The following is a 26022-nucleotide window of genomic DNA, read 5'->3' on the forward strand; positions in this document are numbered from 1 at the left end:
AATGTTAGTTTTGCTGAAGGCATCTTTCTACACATCAATTTTCAACCTTTATCACTTTAAATACCAAATTTAATATTGACTAAAACTAAAATATACTTATCACCACCTCACATTGGTGGATCGGAGCAAAAATTTGTTAATGATGCCTTTGAAACTAATTGGATTGCTCCATTAGGTTCCAATATAGATGGTTTTGAAAAAGATTTACAGCATTATTTAGGAAGTAATTCTCAAGTTGCGGTTTTAAGTTCTGGAACTGCAGCTATCCATTTAGCGCTTCTGCTATTAAATGTGACTAAAGGAGATGAGGTGTTATGCCAAAGTTTCACCTTTTCTGCTTCTGCAAACCCAATTATTTACCAAGGGGCTACGCCTGTTTTTATAGATAGTGAGTCGGATACATGGAACATGTCTCCAGAATTACTTGAAATTGCTATTTTAGATAGGATTAAAAAATACAAAAAACCTAAAGCCATTATAGCTGTCCATCTATACGGTATGCCTTATAAAGTTACTGAAATTAATGCTATTGCTAAAAAATATGATATTCCTGTAGTGGAAGATAGTGCAGAAGCTTTGGGAAGTACTTATTTCAATACAGCTTGTGGAATGCTTTCTGACATAGGTATTTTATCATTTAATGGCAATAAAATAATTACAACTTCTGGAGGCGGTGCATTAGTGACTGATAATTTAGATATAAAAAACAGAGCTATTTTTTTATCAACCCAAGCCAAAGATAATGCAGCTCATTATGAACATTCATCTATTGGATTTAATTACAGGATGAGCAATGTTTTAGCAGGTATTGGACGTGGACAAATGGAAGTTTTAGATAGCCGCGTTGTAGCAAGAAGAAACAACTATAATTTTTATAAAGCAAATTTATCGGATTTTAATTCAATTTCACTTTTAGAAGAGCCAAATGGTTTCTTTTCTAATAGATGGCTTACTTGTATTAAAACAAGTTCATTTGAGATGAGAGAACAAATAAGGCTGAATCTCTTAGAAGAAAATATTGAGTCAAGACCATTATGGAAACCAATGCATATGCAACCTGTTTTTAAAAATTGTTTGTATTTTACAGACGGTACATCAGAAGAACTTTTTGAAAAAGGACTTTCATTACCAAGTGGATCTAATCTGAGCCAATTAGATTTAGACAGAATTATAAGTGTTATTTTAAAAACACCAAACTTATAATAAGCAGTTGTATTACATATCTTTCAAAAAAAATATGCAGCAGCATAGATGGCTAATAAAATTTGTTTTTTTGCCTATGAAGCATAAAATTCAAAGGCATCAATTATAATGGCATCATCTACCAAACAATCTATTCTTGGTACTCCAATGTTTTCTAACAACACAAAATTAATGTTACCGTGGTTGTTCTTTTTATCGTATTTAAGCAATTCGATAATGGTTGCGTATTCTGATTTATCAATGGTTACCTTACCATAATAATCAATAAAAAGCGTTTTGATATGGTGTGCAATTTGTTTGGGGAACCCCGCTAATTCAGTAGAAATATAGGATGCCAAAATCATACCTATAATAATTGCCTCGCCATGTAATAATGTTGTTTTGTTGGGATTACTCAAAAAATAAGATTCTATAGCATGACCAAGCGTATGTCCATAATTTAAAGTTTTACGCAAACCATTTTCAAAAGGATCTTCTTCAACCACATTCTTTTTTATAGCCACAGATTCATAAATCAATTCATCTAAATCATCCAAAGAAAGTTTAGATAAATCTTGAAATTTGTTCCAATAGTTTTCATTGCTAATTAACCCGTGTTTTAGCATTTCTGCTAAACCGGAACGCATCTGGTTTTGTGGGAGTGTGTTTAGAAAATAGGTATCAATAAGAACTAAATCGGGATTGCTTATAACGCCTATTTGATTTTTTAAATGCCCCAAATCTACCCCAGTTTTACCACCAACAGATGCGTCCACCATAGAAAGTAGGGTAGTAGGCACATTTACATAAGCAATACCTCGTTTAAAAGTACATGCTACAAAACCACCCAAATCTGTAATAACACCACCGCCAATATTTATAAGTAAACTTTTTCTATCGGCATTAAGTTCAGAAAGCGTATTCCAAACCCCAACGCAGGTGTCAATGGTTTTATTAATTTCGCCAGATTCTATTTCAATAATTTCAATAGCAATAGTTGTTTCCAGTTTTTCTAAAAAATATGGTAAGCAATATTGATGTGTGTTTTCATCCACCAAAATAAATATTTTAGAAAAATTTCGTTCTTTAATATGTTCGTTTAAAGACGAATAACAAATGTTATTAAAATGAATAGTACAATTGTTTGTTGTAATTGAATCCATGAAATAGTTAATTTTTTTTTGAAACCACGAAATTAAGGAGATTTTATATAAAATGATAACTTGCGGTTAATTATATTTGCTTCAAATCTTGAATAAAATGCAAAAAAAACACCTTATCTTTGATAATACTGAAATTGCCTTTGCTTTAAAGAGTGATTCTGAATTGGAACGTGCCTATTTTTTGTTTAAAATGATTTCCATTGAACCCTTGGTTCGTATAGGTACAGCCGCCACTAATTTTGCATTAAAAGCACACTTACCTATTGAAGGATTGATTCGCTCTACGGTATTTGACCATTTTTGTGGAGGCGTTAATGAAGAAGATTGTTTGCCTGTTATTAATAAAATGTATGAAAAAGGCGTAAGCTCGGTTTTAGATTTTTCTGTAGAAGCCAAAGAAAGTGAAAATGAGTTTGATTATGCCCGAGATGTAACCCTAAAAATTATAGATTTTTGCAAAGAAATTAAAGCAATTCCTTTTGCTGTTTTTAAACCCTCGGGATTTGGACGCTTCCATTCATATGAAAAAGTGAGTAACGGGAAAAACCTAACTGAGAAGGAACAAATGGAATGGGAAAAAGTTGTAGAACGTTTTCATGTAGTTTGTAAAAAAGCTAAAGAAAATAATATTGCTGTTTTAATTGATGCGGAAGAAAGTTGGATACAAGATGCTACCGATGCCTTGGTAACCCAAATGATGAAAATATACAATACTGAAAAACCTGTTGTTTTTAACACCTTACAAATGTATAGACATGATAGAGTAGCGTTTTTAAAAAACGAACATAAAAAAGCAAAAGAAGGTGGTTATTTTTTAGGGTATAAGTTGGTGCGTGGTGCCTATATGGAAAAAGAAAATGAACGGGCAGAAGAGATGGGTTATGAGTCGCCTATTTGTAAAAGCAAAGCCGCTACAGATGACAACTTTAATGCTGGATTAAATTATATTCTAGATAATTTAAATGATATGTGGTTGTTTGCAGGAACCCACAATGAAGCAAGTTCTTATTTACTTATGGATTTGATGGCAGAAAAAGGCTTAGAGAACAACGATTTCAGAGTTTGGTTTGGACAATTATATGGCATGAGCGACCATATCAGCTTTAATCTGGCCAACAAAGGATATAATGTTGCTAAATATGTGCCATTTGGCCCAGTGAAGGATGTGATGCCTTATTTGATACGTCGTGCAGAAGAAAACACCTCGGTAGCAGGACAGACGGGTAGAGAATTAGTGCTTTTGACTAAAGAAAAAAAAAGGCGTAAAACACTGTAAATATTAAATATAGCTTAATAGAATATTTTTTATTGTTTCGGAAGATTGGTAAGGAGTTATATTTATCAAATTGCTAAAATCGGATTTTTTATATGGTTTATTGTTTTTTCTTTTCACCATTAAAATATCTTTGTCTGAAGTTGCTACAAGTAATTCGTTTTTTGAAATAATATCCTCTTCATGTTTTTCTCCTAGGCGTAAGCTTGTAATTTTTATGTCGGTTTTAGTATGCTTATTGGCATAGAGCTCTATGAGGCAATTAGCTAAATCTATCAGCTTAATGGGCTCGCCCATATTGAAGGTAAACACATTTTCGTCTAACTTATTAAAAGTAGCAATTTTCAAAATTAAATTACAAGCCTTGTGTTTATCAATAAAATAACGTGTAATGGTTTTGCTGGTTATTGTTAATGGTAAACCTGAATCTATTTGCTTTATAAAAAGTGGTAATACTGAACCGTTCGATCCTATAATATTTCCAAATCGGGTTATTGAAAACTGAGTCTCACTTTTTTCAGCTAATTCTATAATATAATTTTCAGCAATGTGTTTGGAAATACCCATAACATTTATAGGGTTTACTGCTTTATCGGTAGATATGAAAATGAATTTTTTAACTTCATACTTTATAGCTAAATCTGCTAATAATTTTGTTGCCAAAATATTTGTTTTAACCGCTTCATAAGGATGATTCTCCATTAACGGCACATGTTTGTAAGCTGCAGCATGAAAAATTATGGTGGGTTTGTTGGTTTTAAAAAGGTATTCAACAGAATCTGTTTCGTTAATATTTAAAAGGATACAGTCTATTTTGTTTGAATCTTCATTTTCAAACTCTTTAATTAAATTGTAAAGTGGTGATTCAGCAATATCAATAAGAATAAGTTTCTTGTAATTACAAACCAATAAATGTCTAGCAAGTTCACTCCCTATAGAACCCGCAGCACCAGTAATTAATATAGTTTCGTTTTCAAAATTAAAGTGCTGAAACGGTTTCTCGGTCTTTTCTTTTGAATGAATTAATCCAGAATCTACTATTAATTGTTTTATATCGCTGCAGGTATCTTGATTCATTAAATGCGTATTCGGGTTAAGTGCTAATTTACGGGATAAATTCACCTACAAAGTAGAAATAATATACTATTTATACAAACGGAAAACTGCCAAGCATTATTTTGTTACAACTTTTATAATGGTGATGAGAATAAGCTTTAAATCAAAGAAGAAACTACGATTTTTAATATACGTTTTGTTGTACTTCAATTTATCAGGAATAATCGTTTTTATAAAGAATTCCTCGGGATTTTCGGCGGCTTTTAAAAGCTCTACTTCATTTCTATATTTTAATGAAGCGAGACCCGTAATACCTGGCCTTACTGAAAATATTTTCATATCGTCTTCACTATAAAAATTCACATAATGGCGAAGTTCTGGCCTGGGGCCAACAAAACTCATATCGCCTTTTAATATGTTTATAAGTTGCGGAAATTCATCAATTTTATAGCGCCTTAAAAAATATCCCACTTTGGTAATTCTGGAATCGTGGTTTCCAATGGTAAGCAATCCTTTAATTTCAGATTGCATATGCATAGTACGAAACTTATAAATATTGAAATCTTTATTGTTTTTTCCAACACGCCCTTGGATAAACAGAACAGGTCCTTTGGAATCTATTTTGATAATAAGAGCTATTATAATGAGAAAAGGAAGTAGAATGATTAAACCTATAAATGAAAATACAATGTCAAAACAACGTTTAGCAATCATTAACGGGTAATTCTAAAATTAGTTATGGTAGCTATGCTATCGCAGTTTTCAACAGTTAATTCTATGTCCTTTTCATTATAATCACCTTCAACCAAATAAACGCCACATGGTTTTTGCCTTGCATTGCTCTCAGAAAAATTGATATTTCCTTTTTTCAAAACATGGTTTATAGCTGTAGAATCTAAGTTGTTGTTGGTTAATTGAGAGTAGGCATCGTTAGAATATTCTATTTTTTTCAATCGAATATTTTTAAGTACACGGGCATCAGGCCCATAACTACACGATGTTTTTTTACCATTAAAAAAGAAAGCTAATATTATTAATCCAAGAGAAAAACCTCCTAAATAATAGCCAATACGTTGAATTAGTTTCATCTGTTTATTTAAATTGTTTTTTAAGGTCAGATGTTACATACTTAACCATAATTTCTTTTAATAAAAGTGCTTTTAACATGTATGTTACATTTAATTTGAAGACGTTTTATTTAAGCGATTTATTAAAAAATAATCAAATTAATATCGCTATAATTTAAATCGAACCATTCACCAACAGATTTGCTGGTTAAAATTCCGTGGTAAAAATACAACCCATTTTTCAAACCTCTATCAAAACGAAGCGAATTTTCCAATCCACCGTCTTCAGCAATTTTCAATAAATACGGTGTAAAGATGTTACTAATTGACACTGAAGCTGTTCTGGAATATCTTGCAGGGATATTTGGTACACAATAATGTACAACGCCATGCTTGATAAAAGTAGGTTGCTTATGCGATGTTACTTCGCTGGTTTCAAAACACCCACCCATATCTATACTTACATCAATAATAATGGCACCTTTTTTCATGTTTTGCACCATAGATTCGGATACAACAATAGGCGATCGGTTATTACCCCGAACGGCACCAATTACTACATCGCAACGTTTTAAAGCTTTTGTGAGGTTTTTTGGTTGGATGGTAGATGTGAAAAGCGGTCTACCCAAATGTGTTTGTATGCGTCTTAGTTTTGTAATTGAATTATCAAAAATCTTAACATTGGCACCTAAACCTATGGAGCTTCTTGCAGCAAACTCTCCAACAGTACCAGCACCTAAAATAACCACTTCTAGAGGAGGAACGCCACTTATGTTGCCGAACATTAAGCCATTGCCACCTTTTGTGTCTGAAAGTAATTCTGAAGCAATAAGAACTGATGCCGTACCTGCAATTTCACTCAACGATTTTACTGCAGGATACGTACCATCGGAATCTCTTATAAACTCAAATGCTAAGGCGGTAATGCGCTTTGAAGCGAGTGCCTCAAAATACTTTTTGGTTTGTGTTTTTATTTGTAAAGCAGAAATTAAAATGGTTTGTGGATTGATAAGTTTAATCTGTTCTAAACTTGGCGGTTCTACTTTAAGAATCATAGGGCAAGAAAAAACTTTTGCAGTATCGTTGGTTATTTCTGCACCAGCTTCACTATAATCTTTATCACTAAAATTTGCGCCATCACCAGCACCTGACTCTAACAACACTCTGTGTCCGTTGCTAACTAAAGCGAAAACAGCATCGGGCGTTAGGCAAACACGTTTTTCTTGAAAAGCAGTTTCTTTGGGAATGCCAATAAATAATTCTCCCTTACGTTTAAATATCTCAAGGGTTTCTTCTTGTGGTAAGAGTTGTTGTTTAGTAAAAGGAGATAATTGTTTACCCATGGTTATTTAATTTTCAAATTTCAAATTACAAATAAAATTTTATTGAATTGAAACATATCAAAAATAATATTTTAGATTTTAAAAGTTGGCATTTTATAATTATTAATAGTATTTTTTGAATTTGAACGAAAAAGCCCAAAATTTAACGCAGTATACCAGTAATTAGTATAAATTTATATTTTTGTTGAGAGAAACAACTATATGCCTAAAAAATTATTAATCTATTTTTTTTACTTATTACCTTTAATTAGTGTTACACAAAATTTTGTTTTAACAGGCAATGTTGTTGATGACAGAAGTTTCCCTGTTAGTTTCTCTAATGTTGTTTTATATAATGCTGAAAATTTCACTTTCGTTGAAGGAACAACAACCAATGAAAATGGGGAGTTTCAATTTGAAAATTTAAAGCCTAATAACTATACTATTATAGTGAGTTATTTAGGTTTTGAAGAGAACAAAAGCACTATCAATCTTGATAAAACAAAAAGTATAGGAACGATTGTTCTTAAAGAAAAAATTGAAACTTTAGATGGTATTACTGTTGTTGCTAAACGACCAACTGTTAATCGCTTGGTAGACCGTTTGGTTTTTAATGTTGAAAATTCTACGCTTTCCAACAACAATGTGCTGGATGTTTTAAAATATACCCCAGGGGTTTTGGTACATGATGGCAAAATAACGGTAAAACAATCCATCCCAACTGTTTATATAAATGATAAGAAAGTACATTTATCTATTTCCGAGATTCAGCAACTTTTAGAAGGTACTTCTGCAAATAATATCAAGTCTATTGAAGTTATTACAAATCCATCAGCAAAATATGATGCTGAAGGTGGATCGGTGATAAATATTGTTACAAGTAAAAATATTATTGCAGGGTATAATGGTAACGTATTTGGTAATTATACCCAAGGAAGCGAATATCCAAAATACCTATTTGGAACAAGTCATTTTTTTAAAACAAAAAAGTTAAGCACTTATTTAAATTATAGTATTGCTCCAAGAAAGGAATACTTGCAGAATACCGAATTTATAAACTTTTTAGATGATCAATCTTTAGTTAAATCTATTTGGGAAACAAATTTTGAAAGAACCCGTAAAACCCGAACCCATAATATAAAAGCCAATATTGAATATGAATTAAACGATAGAAACACTTTAGGCTTTTCTACAACTATATTAGTATTACCAAGGGACCATAATAAAACCGCTTCTAATTCTTTAACCGAGATTTTTGATTCTAGCAGAATTTTAGATTCAACGTTCAAAACGTTGAATAGACGCGTAGATGAAACATTCAATTTGGCATTTAATTTAGAATATGTGCACAAATTTAAAAAAATAGGAGAGAAGCTCTCTATAAATGTTCATCATACAAATTATGATTTCTCAAGTTTCCAAAATGTAAATACTGATTATTTTTTCCCCGATGAGTCTCTTATAAGAAACAATATATTTCAGACATTCTCTAGTCAAAATGCTAAATTATATACAGGCCAAATAGATTATGAATTGCCAATAAGCAATACTTCGCAGTTTGAAACTGGAATTAAAATTTCTAATATTGGTACAGGTAATATTATAACACAATATGTTTTTGAAAATGGTGTAAAAAAGGAAGATTTACTAAATTCAGATACTTTTTTATATGATGAGACTAATTATGCTGCCTATTTTTTATACTCAAATGAATGGAATAAATGGAGCTTAAAATCAGGATTAAGAACTGAGTATACTAAAATTATGGGAAACTCATTGTCTACTAATCAAATTAATAACTCCAAATACATAAAGTTTTTTCCCTCGTTGCAAATAGTTAATAAACTGAATGACAATAATGAAATCTACTTTAATTATAAGAAGCGTATTTACCGTCCACGATACAGTCAGTTAAATCCATTCAAATATTTTTTAAATGACAATACGTATGTTATTGGCGATCCCAATTTAAAACCTCAAATTGATGATGTTTTTACTTTGGGCTATACATTTAATAAAAATTACACTTTTGAACTGTATTATAGAAATGAAGCTAATCCAACACTCCAATTTATTTTTCAGGATAATGAAAACAAACAAATTATATATAAGAATACAAATACAGATACGGCTTTTTCTTATGGCTTAGATTTTACTACTTATACCAAAATACTACCAAACTGGAATTTATATTTATTGTCATCTTTTTTTTATTATAAAAATAAATTTTTTACCTTGGATAGTGACGAATTATTTATTGCTGACAAGTGGTCCGTTTATGGAGAAATAACCAATAGTTTTTCTTTTTTAAAAGATAAAAGTTTGTCAGCAGATGTTTTATTCACATACATATCTGCAACAAACGACGGACCAACAGATACTAGTTCTAGATCAGGATTGGATATAAGTATGAGAAAATCGTTGTGGAACGACAGGGCGTCTTTAAATTTAGGGGTAACCGATATATTTAATACCCAAAATTTCGATAATACTGTTAAATACTTAAATCAAAATGCATATACCAAATACAGGAGTGAGAATAGAACCTTTACATTTGGGTTTACCTACAAATTTGGAAACTCTTATTTAAAAAACAATAAAAAGCAAATTGATTTTGAAGAAAGAGATCGATTAAAGTAATGACTAGAAATATTGCTTGACCTTACCCCAAAAACTTTTCGGTGATATTTTAAATTCATCTTCCAACTCCTGTAAGCTTTTACTTGCTGTATTAATTTGGTTAAACATTTTGGCTCTAATTAAGTAAATGGTTGGAATAACAATGGCCATTATTGGCAATAAATAAATTAACTGAAATTCATCAACAATTTTACTTTCACCACTAAACACAACTCCTATTTGAAAGATGTACATAGCTATTGGTACTAATAAAGTATGATACCACCAATGCCTGCAGGTAAAAAACCAAATAAACAATATATATAAAGGGATTAATTTGCCAGTTAGCACCCACATCGCGTAATTAGCATCCCCAAAAAAACCACTATTATATGTAAATAAAAAAGTGTCCCAAACTGGTGTATTTGGAACACTTTCATATAAAGAAAATAAATAGGGAGTCAGGGCAACAAGGGTTGCAATTAGACTCCCTATAATTAATTTTTTACTGACAAATTTATCATTAAGCAAGGATTGGTCTTGCTGCTTTGTCAACTCTTGCTTCCGCAAGGATTGGTCTTGCTGCTTTGTCAACTCTTGCTTCTGCAAGGATTGGTCTTGCTGCTTTGTCAACTCTTGCTTCTGCAAGGATTGGTCTTGCTGCTTTGTCAACTTTTGTTGATTGTTGCTCATTGCTTAGGGTGTTAATTGTAAAAGCCGTAAACAACATGCCTCCGATAATTGCAAATGCAATTAAATACATTTTAGTTTTCATTTTATAAGGGATTTAATTAATTAATTACCCAAATGTAAATAAAGACTATATCGGAGTGTATGACAAAATGTTAAAATTATGTTAAAAACAATCTTTTTTAAATTTCTCGCTGTGGGTTTCCCGTAACAACTTAAAATTTAGCACATTTCTGGTTGGTTTATGTTGTTGTTTATAGCTTTTTGCTTTATTGTTTTACTTAACTTTTAAGGGTTAATTTTCTGATATTTTGAATATTTAACTCTAAAATTATTTTATCAAAATCGTTATTTAAAATCGTTTCTATTTTTTCTGGCCATTCTATAAAAACCCAATGACCTGCATCTAAATAATCTTCAATTCCAAAATTGTACGCTTCTTCTAAGTTTTTTATTCTATATAAATCAAAATGAAAAATTTTATCTTTTTTTAATTCATATTCATTAACTATTGAAAACGTTGGACTGCTAACTTCATCATTACCTCCTAACTCTTTTACCAAAGCTTTTATTAAAGTGGTTTTACCAACCCCCATTTCCCCATGAAATAAAAGGGTTTTTGAATTTAAATTATTTAATAATTGCTTTGCAACAGATTCTAAATCACTTAGTTGATATTCTATTTCCAACTTAATTTTATTTTAAAGACAATATTACAAATTAAAACTAAAATAAACTAATAAAAAGTGTATTTTATCGATGTTTTTAGCATTACATAGATTATTTAGGGTTGAAAACAACAAAAGGAATTATCATTTCTTCAAGTGAAACACCACCGTGTTGGTATGTGTTTCTAAAATAACTTACATAATGATTGTAGTTATTTGGGTAGGCAAAAAACAAGTCATTTTTTGCAAAAATATAAGAACTGCTCATGGTTATTGATGGTAAGTGTACATCTTGAGGATTTTTAAATACCAAAACCTCCTTGCTTTCAAAGGTTAAACTTCTACCAGTTTTGTAGCGTAAATTTAAACTTGTATCTCTATCTCCAATTACTTTTGAAGGGTTTTTTACATTAATGGTGCCATGATCGGTAGTTAAAATAAGCTTAAACCCTAACTGTTGAGCCATTTGTACCATTTCCAAAAGAGGCGAATTCTTAAACCAACTTAATGTTAATGAACGGTATGCTTTATCATTAGAAGCTAATTCTTTAACAACTTCCATTTCAGTTTTAGAATGCGAAAGCATATCAACAAAATTATAGACAACTACAGTTAAATCGTTGTTTTTTAAAGTCTTGAAGTTGTCAACCAATTTTTTTCCAGCTTTTAAATTGGTTATTTTATGAAACTCATGGGTGTATTGATTTAACCCTAAGCGTTTCATTTGGGTTTTTAAAAAATCTTCTTCATGTAGATTTTTACCACCTTCATCGGTATCATTTTTCCAAAATTGAGGAAAAAGTTTTTCCATATCACTCGGCATTAAACCCGAAAAAATAGCATTTCTGGCATATTGTGTCGCTGTGGGGAGTATGCTAAAAAAAGCTTCTTCTTTTTCTTTTTTATAATGGTTATTAATGATGGGTTCAAAAACTTTCCATTGGTCATATCGCAAATTATCAACAACAACCAATAGGGTAGGTTGTTCTTTGCTTAGCTCTGGCACTACTTTTTCTTTAAAAAGTGTATGTGACATTATGGGAGCATCATTATTTGGCTGAAACCATTTGGCATAATTTTTTTCAATAAACTTTCCAAACTGCGTATTGGCTTCTGTTTTTTGGGACTCCAAAATTTCAAACATACCTGCATCTTCTATATTTTCAAGATTGATTTCCCAATAAATTAGTTTTTGATACAAGCTTACCCATTCTTCATAGGAATTCACCATAGATAAATCCATGGCTATTTTTCTAAATTCTTGTTGATAATTAGAAGTCGTTTTTTCTGAAACCAATCGGGAATGGTCTAAATTTTTCTTCAGGCTTAAAAGAATTTGGTTTGGGTTCACTGGTTTTATAAGGTAATCGGCTATTTTATTTCCAATAGCTTCTTCCATTATATATTCTTCTTCACTTTTTGTAATCATTACAATAGGAAGATTGTCTTGCTTTTCTTTTATTTCATTTAATGTTTCAAGACCGGTAAGTCCTGGCATATTTTCATCTAAAAAAACAATGTCGAAATTTTCACTTTCTAATATTTCAATGGCTTCTGTTCCACTTTTACAAGTAGTTACGTTATAATTGCGTTGCTGTAAAAATATAATGTGTGGTTTTAGTAAATCAATTTCATCATCTACCCAAAGTATTTTTATTGTATTCATTTAAGTGTTTTAAATAAGTGTTAATTCAATTTGTTCTGATTATAGGCTTTTATATACACATCATAGTATTTATATTTGTGTCTGTAAAACATTAACTTTTAAAGTTTGAACAAACTTAAAATATTAAACGACCCAATTTACGGATTTATTACAATTCCAAATTCTCTTATTTTTGATTTAATACAACATAAGTACTTTCAGCGCTTAAGAAGAATTACACAAATGGGGATGTCTTATTTGGTATATCCGGGTGCACACCACACCAGGTTTCATCATGCTATTGGCTGTGTGTATTTAATGCAAAAAACGGTTAATGTACTTCGTTTTAAAGGAGTTACAATTTCAAACGAAGAAGAGTCAGGCTTGTATGCCGCTATTTTATTGCACGATATAGGTCATGGCCCGTTCTCCCATGCTATGGAACATAGTATAGTAGAAAGTGTATCTCACGAGCAAATTTCGTTGCTTTTTATGCAACAATTAAACGAAGAATTTAACGGAAGTTTAACGCTTGCCATCCAAATATTTAAAGGTGAATACCCTAGAAAGTTCATGTGCCAACTTATTTCGGGGCAATTTGACATGGATAGAGCCGATTATTTAAAACGTGATAGTTTTTACACCGGTGTTGCAGAAGGTAACGTAAATAGCGAACGCTTAATAACCATGCTACATGTGGTAAATGATGAATTGGTTGTAGAGGAAAAAGGTATTTACAGTGTAGAAAAGTTTTTAATAGCCAGACGTTTTATGTATTGGCAAGTTTACTTGCACAAAACAGGGTTGGCTGCTGAACAATTACTAATTAGAGTTTTGCAACGTGCTAAAGAATTGCACAATAATCATCGTAAATTACAAGCAAGTAAACCCTTGTTGTATTTTTTAGAACATAAAATATCAATAGACGATTTCAACAAAGAAACCCTCGATATTTTTTCGCAATTAGATGATTTTGATATTGTTTCAGCAATGAAACACTGGCAATATGACGATGATTTTGTGTTGAGTAATTTATGTGAAATGATAATTAATAGAAACCTATTAACTATCAAATTAAAGAACAAACCTATAAAAGAAAAAGATTTACAAAAGCATATAGACAAGCTAATTTTAGAATACCATATTACTGAAGCCGAAGCAAAATACTTTGTGTTTATTGGTAGTATTTCAAATCAGGCTTATCAAAACAATCATAAAGGCATAAATATATTACACAAATCGGGCAAAGTTGATGATATTGTTAAAGCTTCCGATCAGCTTAACTTAAAAGCATTATCAAAACCAGTTACCAAATATTATATATGTTACCCAAAAGAGTCCATTTCTAATTAATTTATTAACAATTATTTAATTGGAAGTTTAAATTGCTGTTAATCATTATATAACAATAAGGAACTTCAATTGAAAAACTTTAGGACATTTTTCCTATTTTTGCCAAACCTAACGTAAAAACAATAAATTTTAGAGTGTGAAATTTACAGCACAACAAATAGCAGGGATTTTAGAAGGTGACGTGGTTGGAAATCCAGATGCTGAAGTATCAAAACTTTCTAAAATTGAAGAAGGTTTTGAGGGCTCTTTAACGTTTTTAGCAAATCCGAAATATACACCGCATATATATAGCACAAAGGCTTCTATTACCATTGTGAATAAAACCTTTGTACCAGAAAATTCTTTAAAAACAACTCTAATTAAAGTTGATGATGCTTACTTAGCATTCTCTAAAATACTTGAATATTACAATTCTATAAAACTAAATAAGGTTGGCGTTGAGCAACCTTCTTTTATTTCAGAATCTGCCAGTTATGGTGATAATGTATACATTGGGGCGTTTTCATATATAAGCGATCATGCTAAAATAGGGTATAACGTTAAAATTTTTCCAAACACATATATTGGGGAAAATGTAGTTATTGGTGATAATACTATTATTTTTTCTGGAGCAAAAATTTATTCAGATACTATTATAGGAGATTACTGTGTCATAAACTCAGGTGTTATAATAGGTGCAGATGGTTTCGGTTTTGCCCCAAATGAAAAAGGAGGCTACAATAAAATTCCTCAAACTGGAAATGTTATTATTGAAGATTACGTAGATATTGGTGCAGCTACCACCATAGATAGGGCTACCATGGGATCAACAATTATTCGTGAAGGTGTGAAATTAGATAACCACATTCAAATTGCTCATGGTGTAGAAATTGGAAAACATACCGTTATTGCAGCACAATCTGGAGTTGCAGGCTCTACTAAAATAGGAAGTAACTGTCAAATTGGTGGACAAGTAGGTATTGCGGGGCATATTGTTATTGGAAATAATGTAAAAATTCAAGCGCAATCGGGCATTGCAAGAAATGTAAAAGATAATGAAGTACTGCAAGGTTCGCCAGCACTTAGTTTAACCGACTATAATAAATCGTACGTTCACTTCAAGAACTTACCTAAGATTGTTAGAAATATTAATGATTTAGAAAAAAATAAATGGGAATAGTAACTACTGAAATAAAACAAAAAACCATAAAGAAAGAAGTTTCTTTAACAGGGGTTGGTTTACATACAGGAAAAAATGTAACATTAACTTTTAAGCCAGCCGAAGCCAACACAGGATTAGCTTTTAAACGTGTTGATTTAGAAGGGATGCCCGTTATAGAAGCAGATGCTAATTATGTAACAAATACACAACGTGGCACATGTCTAGAAAAAAATGGGGTGATCATACAAACTTCTGAGCACGTTTTGGCCGCTTTGGTAGGATTAGATGTTGATAACGCCATTATTGAACTAAATGCTTCTGAACCTCCAATTATGGATGGGTCGTCTAAGTTTTTTGTTGAAGCCATTGAAAAAGCCGAAGTAGTAGAGCTTGATTCTTTTAGAGAAGAATATGTAATAACAGATATTGTTTCTTATATAGATGAAGAATCTGGTAGCGAGATTTTAGTAATGCCTTCAAAAGAATACCAAATTACAACTATGGTAGATTTTGGAACGAAGGTTTTAGGTACTCAAAATGCCACGCTAAATCAAATTTCAGACTTTAAGGATGATATTTCAAACGCACGTACATTCAGTTTTTTACACGAAATTGAAATGCTGCTTCAAAGTGGCTTAATAAAAGGAGGTGATTTAAATAACGCTATTGTTTATGTTGATAAACCATTATCAGCCGAAACCATGGAAAAACTTAAAGTAGCATTTAAAAAAGATTCTATTGCCGTTAAACCAAATGGTATTTTAGATAACCTTACATTACATCATCCAAACGAAGCTGCTAGACATAAATTGTTAGATGTTTTAGGTGATTTAGCACTTATAGGTACAAGGATTCGTGGAAAAGTAATAGCCAACAAACCAGGGCATTTTGTAAATACACAGTTTGCTAAAAAACTTTCAAAACTTATAAAAAACGACCGTCGTAACAACGTACCAAATATCGATTTGAATCAAACGCCTTTAATGGATGTGAATCAAATTATGGCCATGTTACCACACCGTCAACCTTTCTTATTAATAGATAAGGTTTTTGAACTTTCAGACGACCATGTTACCGCCATGAAAAACGTAACCATGAACGAGTCGTTCTTTGCGGGCCACTTTCCTGGCGCTCCTGTAATGCCAGGGGTTTTAATTGTGGAAGCAATGGCTCAAACAGGCGGTATTTTAGTTTTGAATACCGTTCCAGATCCAGAGAATTATCTAACATTTTTTATGAAAATGGACAATGTTAAGTTTAAGCAAAAGGTAGTTCCCGGAGATACTTTAATTTTTAAATGTTCGTTAATAACTCCTATTCGTCGTGGTATCTGCCATATGCAAGGTTACGCGTATGCCAATGGAAAACTTTGTGCAGAAGCAGAACTTATGGCACAAATATCAAAAGTTAAATAATATAAATCTATCCGATTTATCAAAAACAAAATAACAACTACTAAATGAACCGAGCAATAACTAAAATTTTCTATGAAACGAATACATCGTATTGTGAACACATTTTTACCACTTTATCAAAATTAAAATTATAAAAATGAATCAACCATTAGCTTACGTGCATCCAGGTGCTAAAATTGCAAAAAATGTTGTAATAGAGCCGTTCACAACTATATATAACAATGTAACAATAGGTGAGGGTACTTGGATTGGAAGTAATGTTACCATTATGGAGGGCGCTCGTATTGGTAAGAACTGTAATATTTTTCCAGGTTCTGTTATTTCAGCTGTTCCTCAGGATTTAAAATATAACGACGAAGAAACTACTGTAGAGATAGGTGATAACGTAACCATTAGAGAATGCGTTACTATCAACCGAGGCACTGCAGATAGAATGAAAACCGTAATTGGAAATAACTGCTTGATTATGGCTTACTGCCATGTTGCTCACGATTGTATAGTGGGTAACAACTGTATTTTTTCAAATAACAGTACCCTTGCAGGACATATTACCATAGGTGATTATGTTGTGTTGGCAGGTATGACAGCGGTTCATCAATTTGTTTCCGTTGGGAGTCATGCTTTTGTTACCGGAGGGTCTTTAGTTCGTAAAGATGTACCACCTTTTGTAAAAGCAGCAAGAGAACCTTTATCCTATGTTGGAATTAATTCAGTAGGATTAAGAAGACGCGGTTATACAACAGAGAAAATCAGAGAAATTCAAAACATATACAGAATTCTTTATCAAAAAAACTACAATAATACCCAAGCAGCAGAAATTATTGAAGCTGAAATGGAAGCGACTCCTGAGCGTGATGAAATTCTTCAGTTTATAAAAGATTCACAACGTGGTATCATGAAAGGGTATTTTAAGTCAAATTAAAAAAATCAAGTCGTTTGTCGTAGAGTTGTTTAGTCGTTTTCAACTCAGCAGCAAACAGCTTTATAATATATGCACAATCAACAAACGACTTAACAAAGTAAAAATAAACAACAAACAATAAATGGCTACTACAAGTGATATTAGAAACGGATTATGTATTAGATATAATAACGACATCTATAAAATCATAGAATTTTTACACGTAAAACCAGGTAAAGGACCTGCGTTTGTTAGAACGAAAATGAAAAGTGTAACCAACGGAAAAGTGTTGGATAACACCTTTTCTGCAGGACATAAATTGGAAGATGTACGTGTTGAAACCCATAAATTTCAATTTTTATACAACGATGGTGAGTATTATCACTTTATGAACACTGAAGATTACACCCAAATTCAACTTAGGGAATCTGCTTTAGATAACCCAGGTTTAATGAAAGAAGGTGAGGTAGTTACAGTAATTATTAATACGGAAGATAACATGCCGCTTTCTGTTGAGATGCCTGCAAGTGTTATTTTAGAAGTTACAGCTACAGAGCCAGGAGTTAAGGGTAATACAGCAACAAATGCTACAAAACCAGCAACGGTTGAAACAGGAGCTATAGTAAACGTGCCATTGTTTATAAACGAAGGTGATAAAATTAAGGTAGAAACCGAAAAAGGAACTTACAAAGAACGCGTAAAGGAGTAAAACATTTATTTGTTGATATGTTTATTTGTTTTTAAAACAACTTAACAGCTTAACGAGTAAACAACTAAACGTAAAAATGAAGTTTCCAAACCCACATACTTTAAAACAAATTGCAGCATTAATTGATTGTGAATTTGTTGGTAACACCGATTTTCCTGTGCTAGGAATGAACGAGATTCATGTTGTAGAACCCGGGGATATTGTCTTTGTAGACCACCCCAAGTATTATGACAAGGCATTAAATTCAGCAGCTACCATTATTTTAATTAATAAGGAAGTTGATTGCCCTGAAGGAAAAGCGTTATTGATTAGTGATGATCCTTTTAGGGATTTCAATAAGCTAACCGACTACTTCAAACCTTTTAATGTTGCTACTAGCAGTATTTCCGATTCTGCTGTAATTGGAGCCAATTCAGTAATACAACCCAATTGTTTTATAGGACATAATGTGGTAATTGGAGAAAATTGCATCATTCATGCAAATGTTAGTATTTATGATGATGCCGTTATCGGTAATAACGTGACCATTCATTCAGGAACTGTTTTAGGTGCTAATGCATTTTACTATAAAAAAAGACCCGAAGGTTTTGATAGGTTAAAATCTTGTGGTCGCGTAGTTATTGAAGACAACGTAGATATAGGCGCAAACTGTACCATTGACAGAGGTGTTACAGGAGACACAACCATAAAAGAAGGATCTAAATTAGACAATCAAATTCAAATTGGGCATGATACCGTTATTGGTAGAAAATGCTTAATAGCATCGCAAGTTGGTATTGCGGGTTGTGTTGTGGTTGAAGATGAAGTCACTTTTTGGGGACAGGTAGGTTGCACAAGCGGTGTAACTATTGGAGCAAAAGCGGTGTTACATGCGCAGTCCGGTATTAGTAAATCTTTAGAGGGCAGAAAAACCTATTGGGGAACACCGGCGCAAGAAGCCAGAGCTGAAATGAAAGAAATGGCAAATATCAAGCAAATACCCGAAATATTACAGTTTATAAAATCTAAAAAATAAATCTTAAATGCTGCTAAAAGTATGAGCAAAAAAAGTATTTTTGTGCAGCTTTATTTAAAAAATAATATAAAATGAGTGTTTTAGTAAACAAAGATTCAAAAATAATAGTTCAAGGTTTTACAGGTAGCGAGGGAACGTTCCATGCAAGCCAAATGATTGAATACGGAACGAACGTTGTAGGTGGTGTTACCCCAGGAAAAGGTGGTCAAACACATTTAGATAAACCTGTATTCGATACAGTAAAGGATGCCGTAGAACAAGTTGGAGCAGATACAACCATTATATTTGTACCACCTGCATTTGCTGCCGATGCTATTATGGAAGCTGCTGATGCTGGTATTAAGGTGATTATCACTATCACTGAAGGCATTCCTGTTGCCGATATGATTACGGCTTCAAATTATATAAAAAATAAAGATTGCCGCTTAATTGGTCCTAACTGTCCGGGTGTTATCACACCAGGTGAAGCTAAAGTTGGTATCATGCCAGGTTTCGTTTTCAAAAAAGGAAAAGTAGGTATCGTTTCTAAATCAGGAACTTTAACTTATGAAGCGGCAGACCAAGTTGTAAAACAAGGTTTAGGCATTACTACAGCTATTGGTATTGGTGGTGATCCAATTATTGGAACTACGACCAGAGAAGCTGTTGAATTATTGATTAACGATCCAGAAACCGAAGCAGTTGTAATGATTGGTGAAATTGGAGGTCAATTAGAAGCTGATGCTGCAAACTGGTACAAAGCTAGCGGTAGTAAAAAACCAATCGTAGGATTTATTGCTGGTGAAACAGCTCCTGCAGGTCGTACTATGGGTCATGCCGGTGCTATTGTTGGCGGAAGTGACGACACAGCACAAGCAAAAAAGAAAATTATGAGAGCATGTGGTATTCACGTTGTGGATTCTCCTGCTGAAATAGGTAAAAAAGTAGCTGAAGTATTAGCATAATATCTTTTAAAATATTTGAAAGACCTCGCAATTATTTGTGAGGTTTTTTATTTGTTGCAACTTGTATTTGTTATATTTGAATTTAGGAAATAACCAACTAAGGTATCGCACAATCGTTTTAGTGCCTACATAGAAATTAAAAGAAAATAATCAGATGAAATTATTAGAAGGAAAAACAGCCATAATTACAGGTGCCAGTAGAGGTATAGGTAGAGGTATCGCACAAATTTTTGCTGAACAAGGCGCTAATATTGCGTTTACATATAGTAGTTCTGTTGAGGCTGCTAACGAACTTGAAAAAGAATTAATTGCTCAAGGCGTAAAAGCCAAAGGATATAAAAGTAACGCGGCTAGCTTTGATGAAGCCCAAAAATTAGCAGATGATGTGGTTGCAGAATTTGGCAGTATCGATGTATTGGTAAACAATGCTGGTATTACTAAAGATAATTTATTAATGCGTATTACTGAAGAAGATTTTGATACTGTTATAGAAGTAAACTTAAAATCGGTTTTCAATATGACGAAGGCAGTTCAAAAAACCATGCTAAAACAACGCAAAGGCTCTATTATCAATATGAGTTCGGTAGTAGGTGTAAAAGGAAATGCAGGACAAACCAATTACGCAGCTTCTAAAGCTGGAATTATAGGTTTTTCAAAATCGGTGGCTTTAGAATTAGGTTCTAGAAATATCCGTAGCAACGTAGTTGCTCCAGGTTTTATTGAAACCGAAATGACCGCTAAATTAGACGAAGAAGTTGTAAAAGGATGGCGAGCAGGTATCCCGTTAAAACGCGGCGGCACTCCAGAAGATGTAGCGAATGTATGCGTGTTTTTAGCAAGCGATATGAGTGCCTATGTTACAGGACAAACGCTAAATGTTGATGGAGGAATGTTAACCTAGTTAAGATTTACGAATTACGATTTTAGAATTTATAAAATCGTTAATCAAAAAAAAAAATCGTCAATCGTAAATGCAAACAGAAACTTTAGTATATATAATTTTAGCAGGAATCACAGCTTTATTCATAGCAGGATTTCAGTATAAATTCAACAAAAAAAGCATGTCTAAACTGAACATGCTTTTTTTGTTTTTAAGGTTTTTAACTGTTTTTTCTGTTTTATTATTGCTCATCAATCCTAAGTTGGAACAAATCTCGCTTTCCTCCATAAAGCCTAATTTGGTACTTACGGTTGATAATTCTAGTTCTATAAAATACCTAAATCAAGATGCCAACGCTAAATCTTTAGTTGAAATATTAAAAAACAATAAAGACTTAAATACGAAATTCAATATTGAAACTTATACTTTTGGCGATAGGTTAAAAGCTTCTGATAGTACAACATTCACCGAAAACCAAACCAATATAGAAGATGCTTTCAGTCAGTTAAGTCAAATTTATAAGCAATCTATTTCACCAACTATTTTGATTTCCGATGGCAATCAAACTTACGGTAATAATTATGAGTTTGCTTATACGAGCTACAAGCAACCAATATATCCTGTAATTTTAGGAGATACCATAAAACACATCGATTTAAAAATTCAGCAGCTAAACGTAAACAAGTATGCCTATTTAAAAAACCAGTTTCCGGTTGAAACTATATTGGTTTATAATGGCAATACAAGTGTAAACTCAAGGTTTGTTGTTACAAGTGGTAATACGGTTGTGTATTCTGAAACTATAAACTTTACAAAGCAGAATAATTCCAAAGTTTTAAACTTTAATTTACCCGCAAATACGGTTGGTGTACATGCGTATAAAGCGTTGTTGGAACCCTTAGATAACGAAAAGAACACCATCAATAATTTTAAAAATTTCGCCATTGAGGTTATTGACCAAAAAACCAAAATAGCATTGGTAAGCAATGTTATTCACCCAGATTTAGGTGCTATAAAAAAGAGTATTAAAAGTAACGAACAACGCTCGGTTTTCTTTTTAAATTCAAATGAAATTTTAAGCCAAATAAATGATTTTCAATTAGTTATTTTATACCAACCAAACAATAGGTTTAATAAGTTATATGAAGTTTTAAATTCAGAAAACAAAAATAGATTTACCATTATTGGAACAAAAACCGATTTGAATTTTCTAAATAATATCAACAAAACATTTACCCATGAAATAACAGGTCAAACAGAAAATTATCAAACAGTATTAAACAAAAACTATGCACCGTTTATTGTTGAGGATATAGATTTTGAATCGTTTCCACCTTTAAATTCACATTACGGCACCACATCATTTTCCGTTCCTTTTGAAACTATTTTGCATAAAACGATTAATGGCATTTCAATAAAAGAACCCTTATTGGCAACTTATGAAACAGGTAGTAGAAGAGAAGCGGTTTTATTTGGTGAAAACATTTGGCAATGGCGCGCACAAAGTTATTTAAACAATAAATCGTTTCATGCCTTTGATGATTTTATAGGAAAGCTAATTCAATACACAGCTTCAAACAAACAAAAAAGCAGGTTGAATTTAGAATACGAATCATTTTATAATGGTAATACCAATGTTATCATTAAGGCTGAGTTTTTCGATAAAAACTATGTGTTCGATACTCGTGAAACCCTTAATATCACAGTAAAAAACACGGCTTCAAACGAAACCAAAAAGTTTCCTTTAATTTTAAATAACACCAACTATCAGGTAGATTTGAGCAGTTTGCCAGCTTCCGATTATGAATTTACAGTTAGTACTTCTAAAGAAAATATATCAAAATCAGGCAGTTTTAAAATTTTAGAATATAACGTAGAACAGCAATTTTTAAATGCCGATGTTACAAAATTGGAGCAATTAGCTAACAATAGCCAAGGCAAAAGTTTTTTTATTAATAATACTGACAATTTAGTAGAAAGTCTTTTAAACGATAGTAGGTATGCAACCATACAAAAAAGCCATAAAAATAGCTTACCTTTGATAGATTGGAGATATCTACTCATCATCATTGCTTTAAGTTTGTCTTTAGAGTGGTTTTTAAGAAAATATAACGGACTAATTTAAATGAATAAAGAAAATAAAACAGCTATTGTAACAGGTTCATCATCGGGTGTAGGCGCTGCTTCTTGTGTTGAGTTTGCCAAAAGAGGATGGAATGTTGTAATCAATTATTCTAAAAATAAAAGCGATGCTTATGAATTGGCAGAAAAATGTAAAAAATTTGGTGTTGAAGCTTTGGTATGTCAAGCAAATGTTGCTAATGAAGAAGATTGTAAAAAAATAGTAAATGAGACAATAAAAACTTTAGGTAGGATTGATGTATTAGTCAACAATGCTGGAACCACTAAATATTGTAATTATAATAATCTAGAAGGGCTTAATAAAAAAGATTTCCAAGATATTTATGAAGTCAATGTTATTGGAGCCTACCAAATGGTTAAATTTGCGGTTCCATATTTAAAAAAGGTTAATAATGGTGCCATTGTTAATATATCTTCCATTAGCGCTATATCTGGTGTAGGAAGCTCCATTGCTTATGCGGCGTCTAAAGGGGCTTTATCTACAATGACACTTTCACTTGCTCATGCTCTCGCACCAGAGATTAGAGTGAATGGCATTTGTCCTGGCTTTATTCAGACTAGATGGACAAAAAGTTTTTTAGGTGATAGATACGATTCTGTAAAAGAAAATATTGAAAAGGCTTCACTTATTAATAAAACATCATTGCCAGAAGATATAGCAAAAGGTATTATTTATTTAGCAATAGATGCTGTAACAACTTCTGGTCAGTTATTAACCATAGATGGTGGGCAATTAGTAAATCAAGGAAAAATGTAATCATTCAACAAATTTAATTCTTTGTTAGAATGGTTTTTAAGAAAATATAACGGATTAATTTAAAAAAAGAAAGAAATGGAAAAATTACCAAAAGTGGCGTTCCCAATAATAATTGGAGCAATCATACTAATTGTTTTACTTACTAAATCGGCAGTAACCATAGGTTCCGGTCAAGCAGGAGTATTATTTAAAACCTTTGGAGAGGGGGTTGTTATTGACGAACCTGCGTTGGGAGAAGGTTTTCACATTGTAGCACCATGGAACAAGGTGTTTGTTTATGAAGTAAGACAACAGGAAATATTGGAAAAAATGAATGTTTTATCTTCAAATGGATTAGATATCAAATTAGAAGCATCCGTGTGGTTCCAACCGGACTTTCAAAATTTAGGAAAGTTACACCAAGAAAAAAGTGAAATGTACAAAGAACGCGTGTTGTTACCTGCCATACGTTCGGCTGCACGTAGTGTTGTAGGGCGTTATACGCCAGAACAATTGTATTCTAGTAAAAGAGATGCCATTCAGCAAGAAATTTTTGAAGAAACGAAGAAAATAGTTGGTGCTCAGTATATTCAATTGAACGAAGTTTTGGTGCGCGATGTAACATTGCCATCAACCATCAAAGACGCTATTGAACGTAAATTGAAACAAGAACAAGAATCATTAGAATATGAATTCAGATTGGTTACGGCATCTAAAGAAGCTGAAAAAGTAATTATTGAAGCTGAAGGTAAAGCGGAATCAAACAGAATATTAAGTGCTTCACTAACTGATAAAATTTTACAAGATAAAGGTATTGATGCTACTATGAAATTAGCAGAATCTCCAAATAGCAAAGTAATTGTTATCGGTTCTGGTGATAGTGGTTTACCTATAATTTTAGGAAACCAATAAGAAAGCGGACTAAATAATTCAGAAATTTTAAAAATATTTTGAATTTTAGTTAATTATTTTTACTTAAAAATATATAATATCTAATACTTATAAGATTTGTTGTTTTTATTTGGAATAATCCACTATAATTTAAGATATTTGCGAAAGTAAAAACAAAAAAAATGAACTTTATTCAATCTCATCATCATCATTTTCAAATTTGCTCTCAAGCGAAGTGAAGATGTATTGAATAAAATCAACATATTTTTATAAACCCGTTTGAGACAATCAAGCGGGTTTTTAATTTTTAAGTCCAACTAGATTGTTTCAAACTCATAAAAACAAGACAATGAGTGTATTAAGAATTGCAGTACAAAAATCAGGTCGTTTACACGACGAATCCATGGAATTACTAAAAGATATTGGGATTTCTATCGATAATGGCATCGATCAATTAAAAGCCTCGGCACGGAATTTCCCTGTTGAAGTTTTCTATTTAAGAAACGGCGATATTCCCCAATATTTAAAAGATGGTGTTGTTGATGCTGCCATTATTGGCGAAAACGTATTGATTGAAAAGGGTAGTGGAATTAACATTGCTGAAAAATTAGGATTTTCTTCATGCCGTGTCTGCATAGCCGTACCTAAAACGATGGAATATAAAAGCATTAAAGATTTAGATGGCAAACGCATTGCTACATCGTACCCAAACACCGTTCAAAATTATTTGGATGAAAAAGGCATAAAAGCAAACCTTCATATTATTAATGGCTCTGTTGAAATTGCGCCAAATATTGGTTTGGCAGATGCTATAGTAGATATTGTTTCAAGCGGAAGTACCTTATTTAAAAACAATTTAAAAGAGGTTGAAATGATTTTAAAATCGGAAGCAGTTTTGGCGGTGTCTCCTATTTTAGATGCTGAAAAACAAGCTATTTTAGATAAAATTCAATTTAGAATTAAATCGGTTTTAAAAGGAAGAAATTCTAAATATGTATTGCTTAATGCACCAAACGATAAAGTAAAAGACATTATAAGTGTTTTACCTGGAATGAAGAGTCCAACTGTTTTACCATTAGCAGAAGAGGGATGGAGTTCTATCCACTCGGTAATTAGTAAAAATCAGTTTTGGGATGTTATAGACGACTTAAAAGCGAAAGGTGCCCAAGGTATTTTGGTTTGTCCGATAGAAAAAATGGTGCTTTAAAAA

General features: G+C 32.1%; 23 protein-coding genes. 15 read left to right on the forward strand and 8 right to left on the reverse strand.

The window, feature by feature from the left end; genetic code table 11:
- The first annotated feature begins 72 nt into the window (after nucleotides 1–72).
- On the forward strand, nucleotides 73–1203 hold the full coding sequence (locus tag ACGK9U_RS10450; RefSeq protein ID WP_394466404.1) for an aminotransferase class I/II-fold pyridoxal phosphate-dependent enzyme: 1131 nt from the start codon (nucleotides 73–75) through the stop codon (nucleotides 1201–1203).
- Nucleotides 1204–1277: 74 nt separating this feature from the next.
- Here ACGK9U_RS10450 and aroB read toward each other — a convergent pair whose 3' ends face one another.
- On the reverse strand, nucleotides 1278–2345 hold the full coding sequence (aroB, locus tag ACGK9U_RS10455) for a 3-dehydroquinate synthase (protein WP_394466321.1): 1068 nt from the start codon (nucleotides 2343–2345) through the stop codon (nucleotides 1278–1280).
- A 97-nt stretch (nucleotides 2346–2442) separates the two neighbouring features.
- On the opposite strand from aroB, the gene ACGK9U_RS10460 reads away from it, so the two are divergent.
- Nucleotides 2443–3621 carry a proline dehydrogenase family protein gene (locus ACGK9U_RS10460; RefSeq protein WP_394466322.1) on the forward strand — a complete coding sequence of 393 codons (1179 nt, stop codon included), beginning with the start codon at nucleotides 2443–2445 and terminating at the stop codon, nucleotides 3619–3621.
- A 3-nt stretch (nucleotides 3622–3624) separates the two neighbouring features.
- Here ACGK9U_RS10460 and ACGK9U_RS10465 read toward each other — a convergent pair whose 3' ends face one another.
- The 4 genes from ACGK9U_RS10465 to ACGK9U_RS10480 all read right to left on the reverse strand — a co-directional run bounded on the left by ACGK9U_RS10465 (nucleotide 3625) and on the right by ACGK9U_RS10480 (nucleotide 7084).
- Entirely contained in the window at nucleotides 3625–4695 is a 1071-nt protein-coding gene (locus tag ACGK9U_RS10465) for an SDR family NAD(P)-dependent oxidoreductase (protein ID WP_394466323.1), read from the reverse strand.
- Between the two features lie 96 nt (nucleotides 4696–4791).
- A complete protein-coding gene (locus tag ACGK9U_RS10470; protein WP_394466324.1) occupies nucleotides 4792–5388 on the reverse strand; it encodes a sugar transferase in 597 nt (198 codons plus the stop codon).
- Nucleotides 5388–5762 carry a hypothetical protein gene (locus tag ACGK9U_RS10475; RefSeq protein ID WP_394466325.1) on the reverse strand — a complete coding sequence of 125 codons (375 nt, stop codon included), beginning with the start codon at nucleotides 5760–5762 and terminating at the stop codon, nucleotides 5388–5390. Before ACGK9U_RS10475 ends, ACGK9U_RS10470 begins: the two co-directional genes overlap by 1 nt.
- A 122-nt stretch (nucleotides 5763–5884) precedes the next feature.
- A complete protein-coding gene (locus ACGK9U_RS10480; protein ID WP_394466326.1) occupies nucleotides 5885–7084 on the reverse strand; it encodes an alanine dehydrogenase in 1200 nt (399 codons plus the stop codon).
- A 201-nt stretch (nucleotides 7085–7285) separates the two neighbouring features.
- Here ACGK9U_RS10480 and ACGK9U_RS10485 point away from each other — a divergent pair, with 201 nt between their 5' ends.
- Nucleotides 7286–9703, forward strand: a complete 2418-nt coding sequence (locus ACGK9U_RS10485) for an outer membrane beta-barrel protein (RefSeq protein WP_394466327.1) — start codon at nucleotides 7286–7288, stop codon at nucleotides 9701–9703.
- Between the two features lie 3 nt (nucleotides 9704–9706).
- Here the strand turns inward: ACGK9U_RS10485 and ACGK9U_RS10490 are convergent, their stop codons facing one another.
- The 3 genes from ACGK9U_RS10490 to ACGK9U_RS10500 form a co-directional block, all read right to left on the reverse strand.
- The gene (locus ACGK9U_RS10490; RefSeq protein ID WP_394466328.1) at nucleotides 9707–10375 is read right to left on the reverse strand and encodes a hypothetical protein; all 669 of its coding nucleotides are present in this window, start codon (nucleotides 10373–10375) and stop codon (nucleotides 9707–9709) included.
- A 278-nt stretch (nucleotides 10376–10653) separates the two neighbouring features.
- Entirely contained in the window at nucleotides 10654–11061 is a 408-nt protein-coding gene (tsaE, locus tag ACGK9U_RS10495; RefSeq protein ID WP_394466329.1) for a tRNA (adenosine(37)-N6)-threonylcarbamoyltransferase complex ATPase subunit type 1 TsaE, read from the reverse strand.
- A gap of 91 nt (nucleotides 11062–11152) precedes the next feature.
- Entirely contained in the window at nucleotides 11153–12706 is a 1554-nt protein-coding gene (locus ACGK9U_RS10500) for a PglZ domain-containing protein (protein WP_394466330.1), read from the reverse strand.
- Nucleotides 12707–12811: 105 nt separating this feature from the next.
- Between ACGK9U_RS10500 and ACGK9U_RS10505 the strand changes: the two genes are divergently transcribed.
- The 12 genes from ACGK9U_RS10505 (at nucleotide 12812) to hisG (ending at nucleotide 26019) form a co-directional block, all read left to right on the forward strand.
- A complete protein-coding gene (locus ACGK9U_RS10505) occupies nucleotides 12812–14038 on the forward strand; it encodes an HD domain-containing protein (protein WP_394466331.1) in 1227 nt (408 codons plus the stop codon).
- Nucleotides 14039–14174: 136 nt separating this feature from the next.
- Entirely contained in the window at nucleotides 14175–15197 is a 1023-nt protein-coding gene (gene lpxD, locus ACGK9U_RS10510) for a UDP-3-O-(3-hydroxymyristoyl)glucosamine N-acyltransferase (protein WP_394466332.1), read from the forward strand.
- Nucleotides 15188–16594, forward strand: coding sequence for a bifunctional UDP-3-O-[3-hydroxymyristoyl] N-acetylglucosamine deacetylase/3-hydroxyacyl-ACP dehydratase (locus ACGK9U_RS10515; RefSeq protein WP_394466333.1), 1407 nt, complete (start codon nucleotides 15188–15190; stop codon nucleotides 16592–16594). The genes lpxD and ACGK9U_RS10515 overlap by 10 nt, the downstream gene beginning before the upstream one ends.
- A gap of 136 nt (nucleotides 16595–16730) precedes the next feature.
- Nucleotides 16731–17516 (forward strand): acyl-ACP--UDP-N-acetylglucosamine O-acyltransferase, encoded by a 786-nt coding sequence (gene lpxA, locus ACGK9U_RS10520; protein ID WP_394466334.1) that lies wholly within the window; start codon nucleotides 16731–16733, stop codon nucleotides 17514–17516.
- Nucleotides 17517–17637: 121 nt separating this feature from the next.
- A complete protein-coding gene (efp, locus tag ACGK9U_RS10525) occupies nucleotides 17638–18204 on the forward strand; it encodes an elongation factor P (protein WP_394466335.1) in 567 nt (188 codons plus the stop codon).
- A gap of 76 nt (nucleotides 18205–18280) precedes the next feature.
- The gene (locus tag ACGK9U_RS10530; RefSeq protein ID WP_394466336.1) at nucleotides 18281–19219 is read left to right on the forward strand and encodes a UDP-3-O-(3-hydroxymyristoyl)glucosamine N-acyltransferase; all 939 of its coding nucleotides are present in this window, start codon (nucleotides 18281–18283) and stop codon (nucleotides 19217–19219) included.
- 71 nt (nucleotides 19220–19290) lie between these two features.
- Nucleotides 19291–20163 (forward strand): succinate--CoA ligase subunit alpha, encoded by an 873-nt coding sequence (sucD, locus tag ACGK9U_RS10535; protein ID WP_379924258.1) that lies wholly within the window; start codon nucleotides 19291–19293, stop codon nucleotides 20161–20163.
- Nucleotides 20164–20317: 154 nt separating this feature from the next.
- A complete protein-coding gene (gene fabG / locus ACGK9U_RS10540; protein WP_394466337.1) occupies nucleotides 20318–21064 on the forward strand; it encodes a 3-oxoacyl-[acyl-carrier-protein] reductase in 747 nt (248 codons plus the stop codon).
- Between the two features lie 70 nt (nucleotides 21065–21134).
- Nucleotides 21135–23168 carry a VWA domain-containing protein gene (locus tag ACGK9U_RS10545; protein ID WP_394466338.1) on the forward strand — a complete coding sequence of 678 codons (2034 nt, stop codon included), beginning with the start codon at nucleotides 21135–21137 and terminating at the stop codon, nucleotides 23166–23168.
- Nucleotides 23169–23942 (forward strand): SDR family NAD(P)-dependent oxidoreductase, encoded by a 774-nt coding sequence (locus tag ACGK9U_RS10550; protein WP_394466339.1) that lies wholly within the window; start codon nucleotides 23169–23171, stop codon nucleotides 23940–23942. It begins immediately after the preceding gene.
- A gap of 75 nt (nucleotides 23943–24017) precedes the next feature.
- Nucleotides 24018–24833 carry a prohibitin family protein gene (locus ACGK9U_RS10555; protein WP_394466340.1) on the forward strand — a complete coding sequence of 272 codons (816 nt, stop codon included), beginning with the start codon at nucleotides 24018–24020 and terminating at the stop codon, nucleotides 24831–24833.
- Between the two features lie 328 nt (nucleotides 24834–25161).
- The gene (hisG, locus tag ACGK9U_RS10560; protein WP_394466341.1) at nucleotides 25162–26019 is read left to right on the forward strand and encodes an ATP phosphoribosyltransferase; all 858 of its coding nucleotides are present in this window, start codon (nucleotides 25162–25164) and stop codon (nucleotides 26017–26019) included.
- Nucleotides 26020–26022: the final 3 nt, after the last annotated feature.

This window comes from Mariniflexile sp. HNIBRBA6329, assembly GCF_043558645.1.
Lineage (GTDB): Bacteria > Bacteroidota > Bacteroidia > Flavobacteriales > Flavobacteriaceae > Mariniflexile.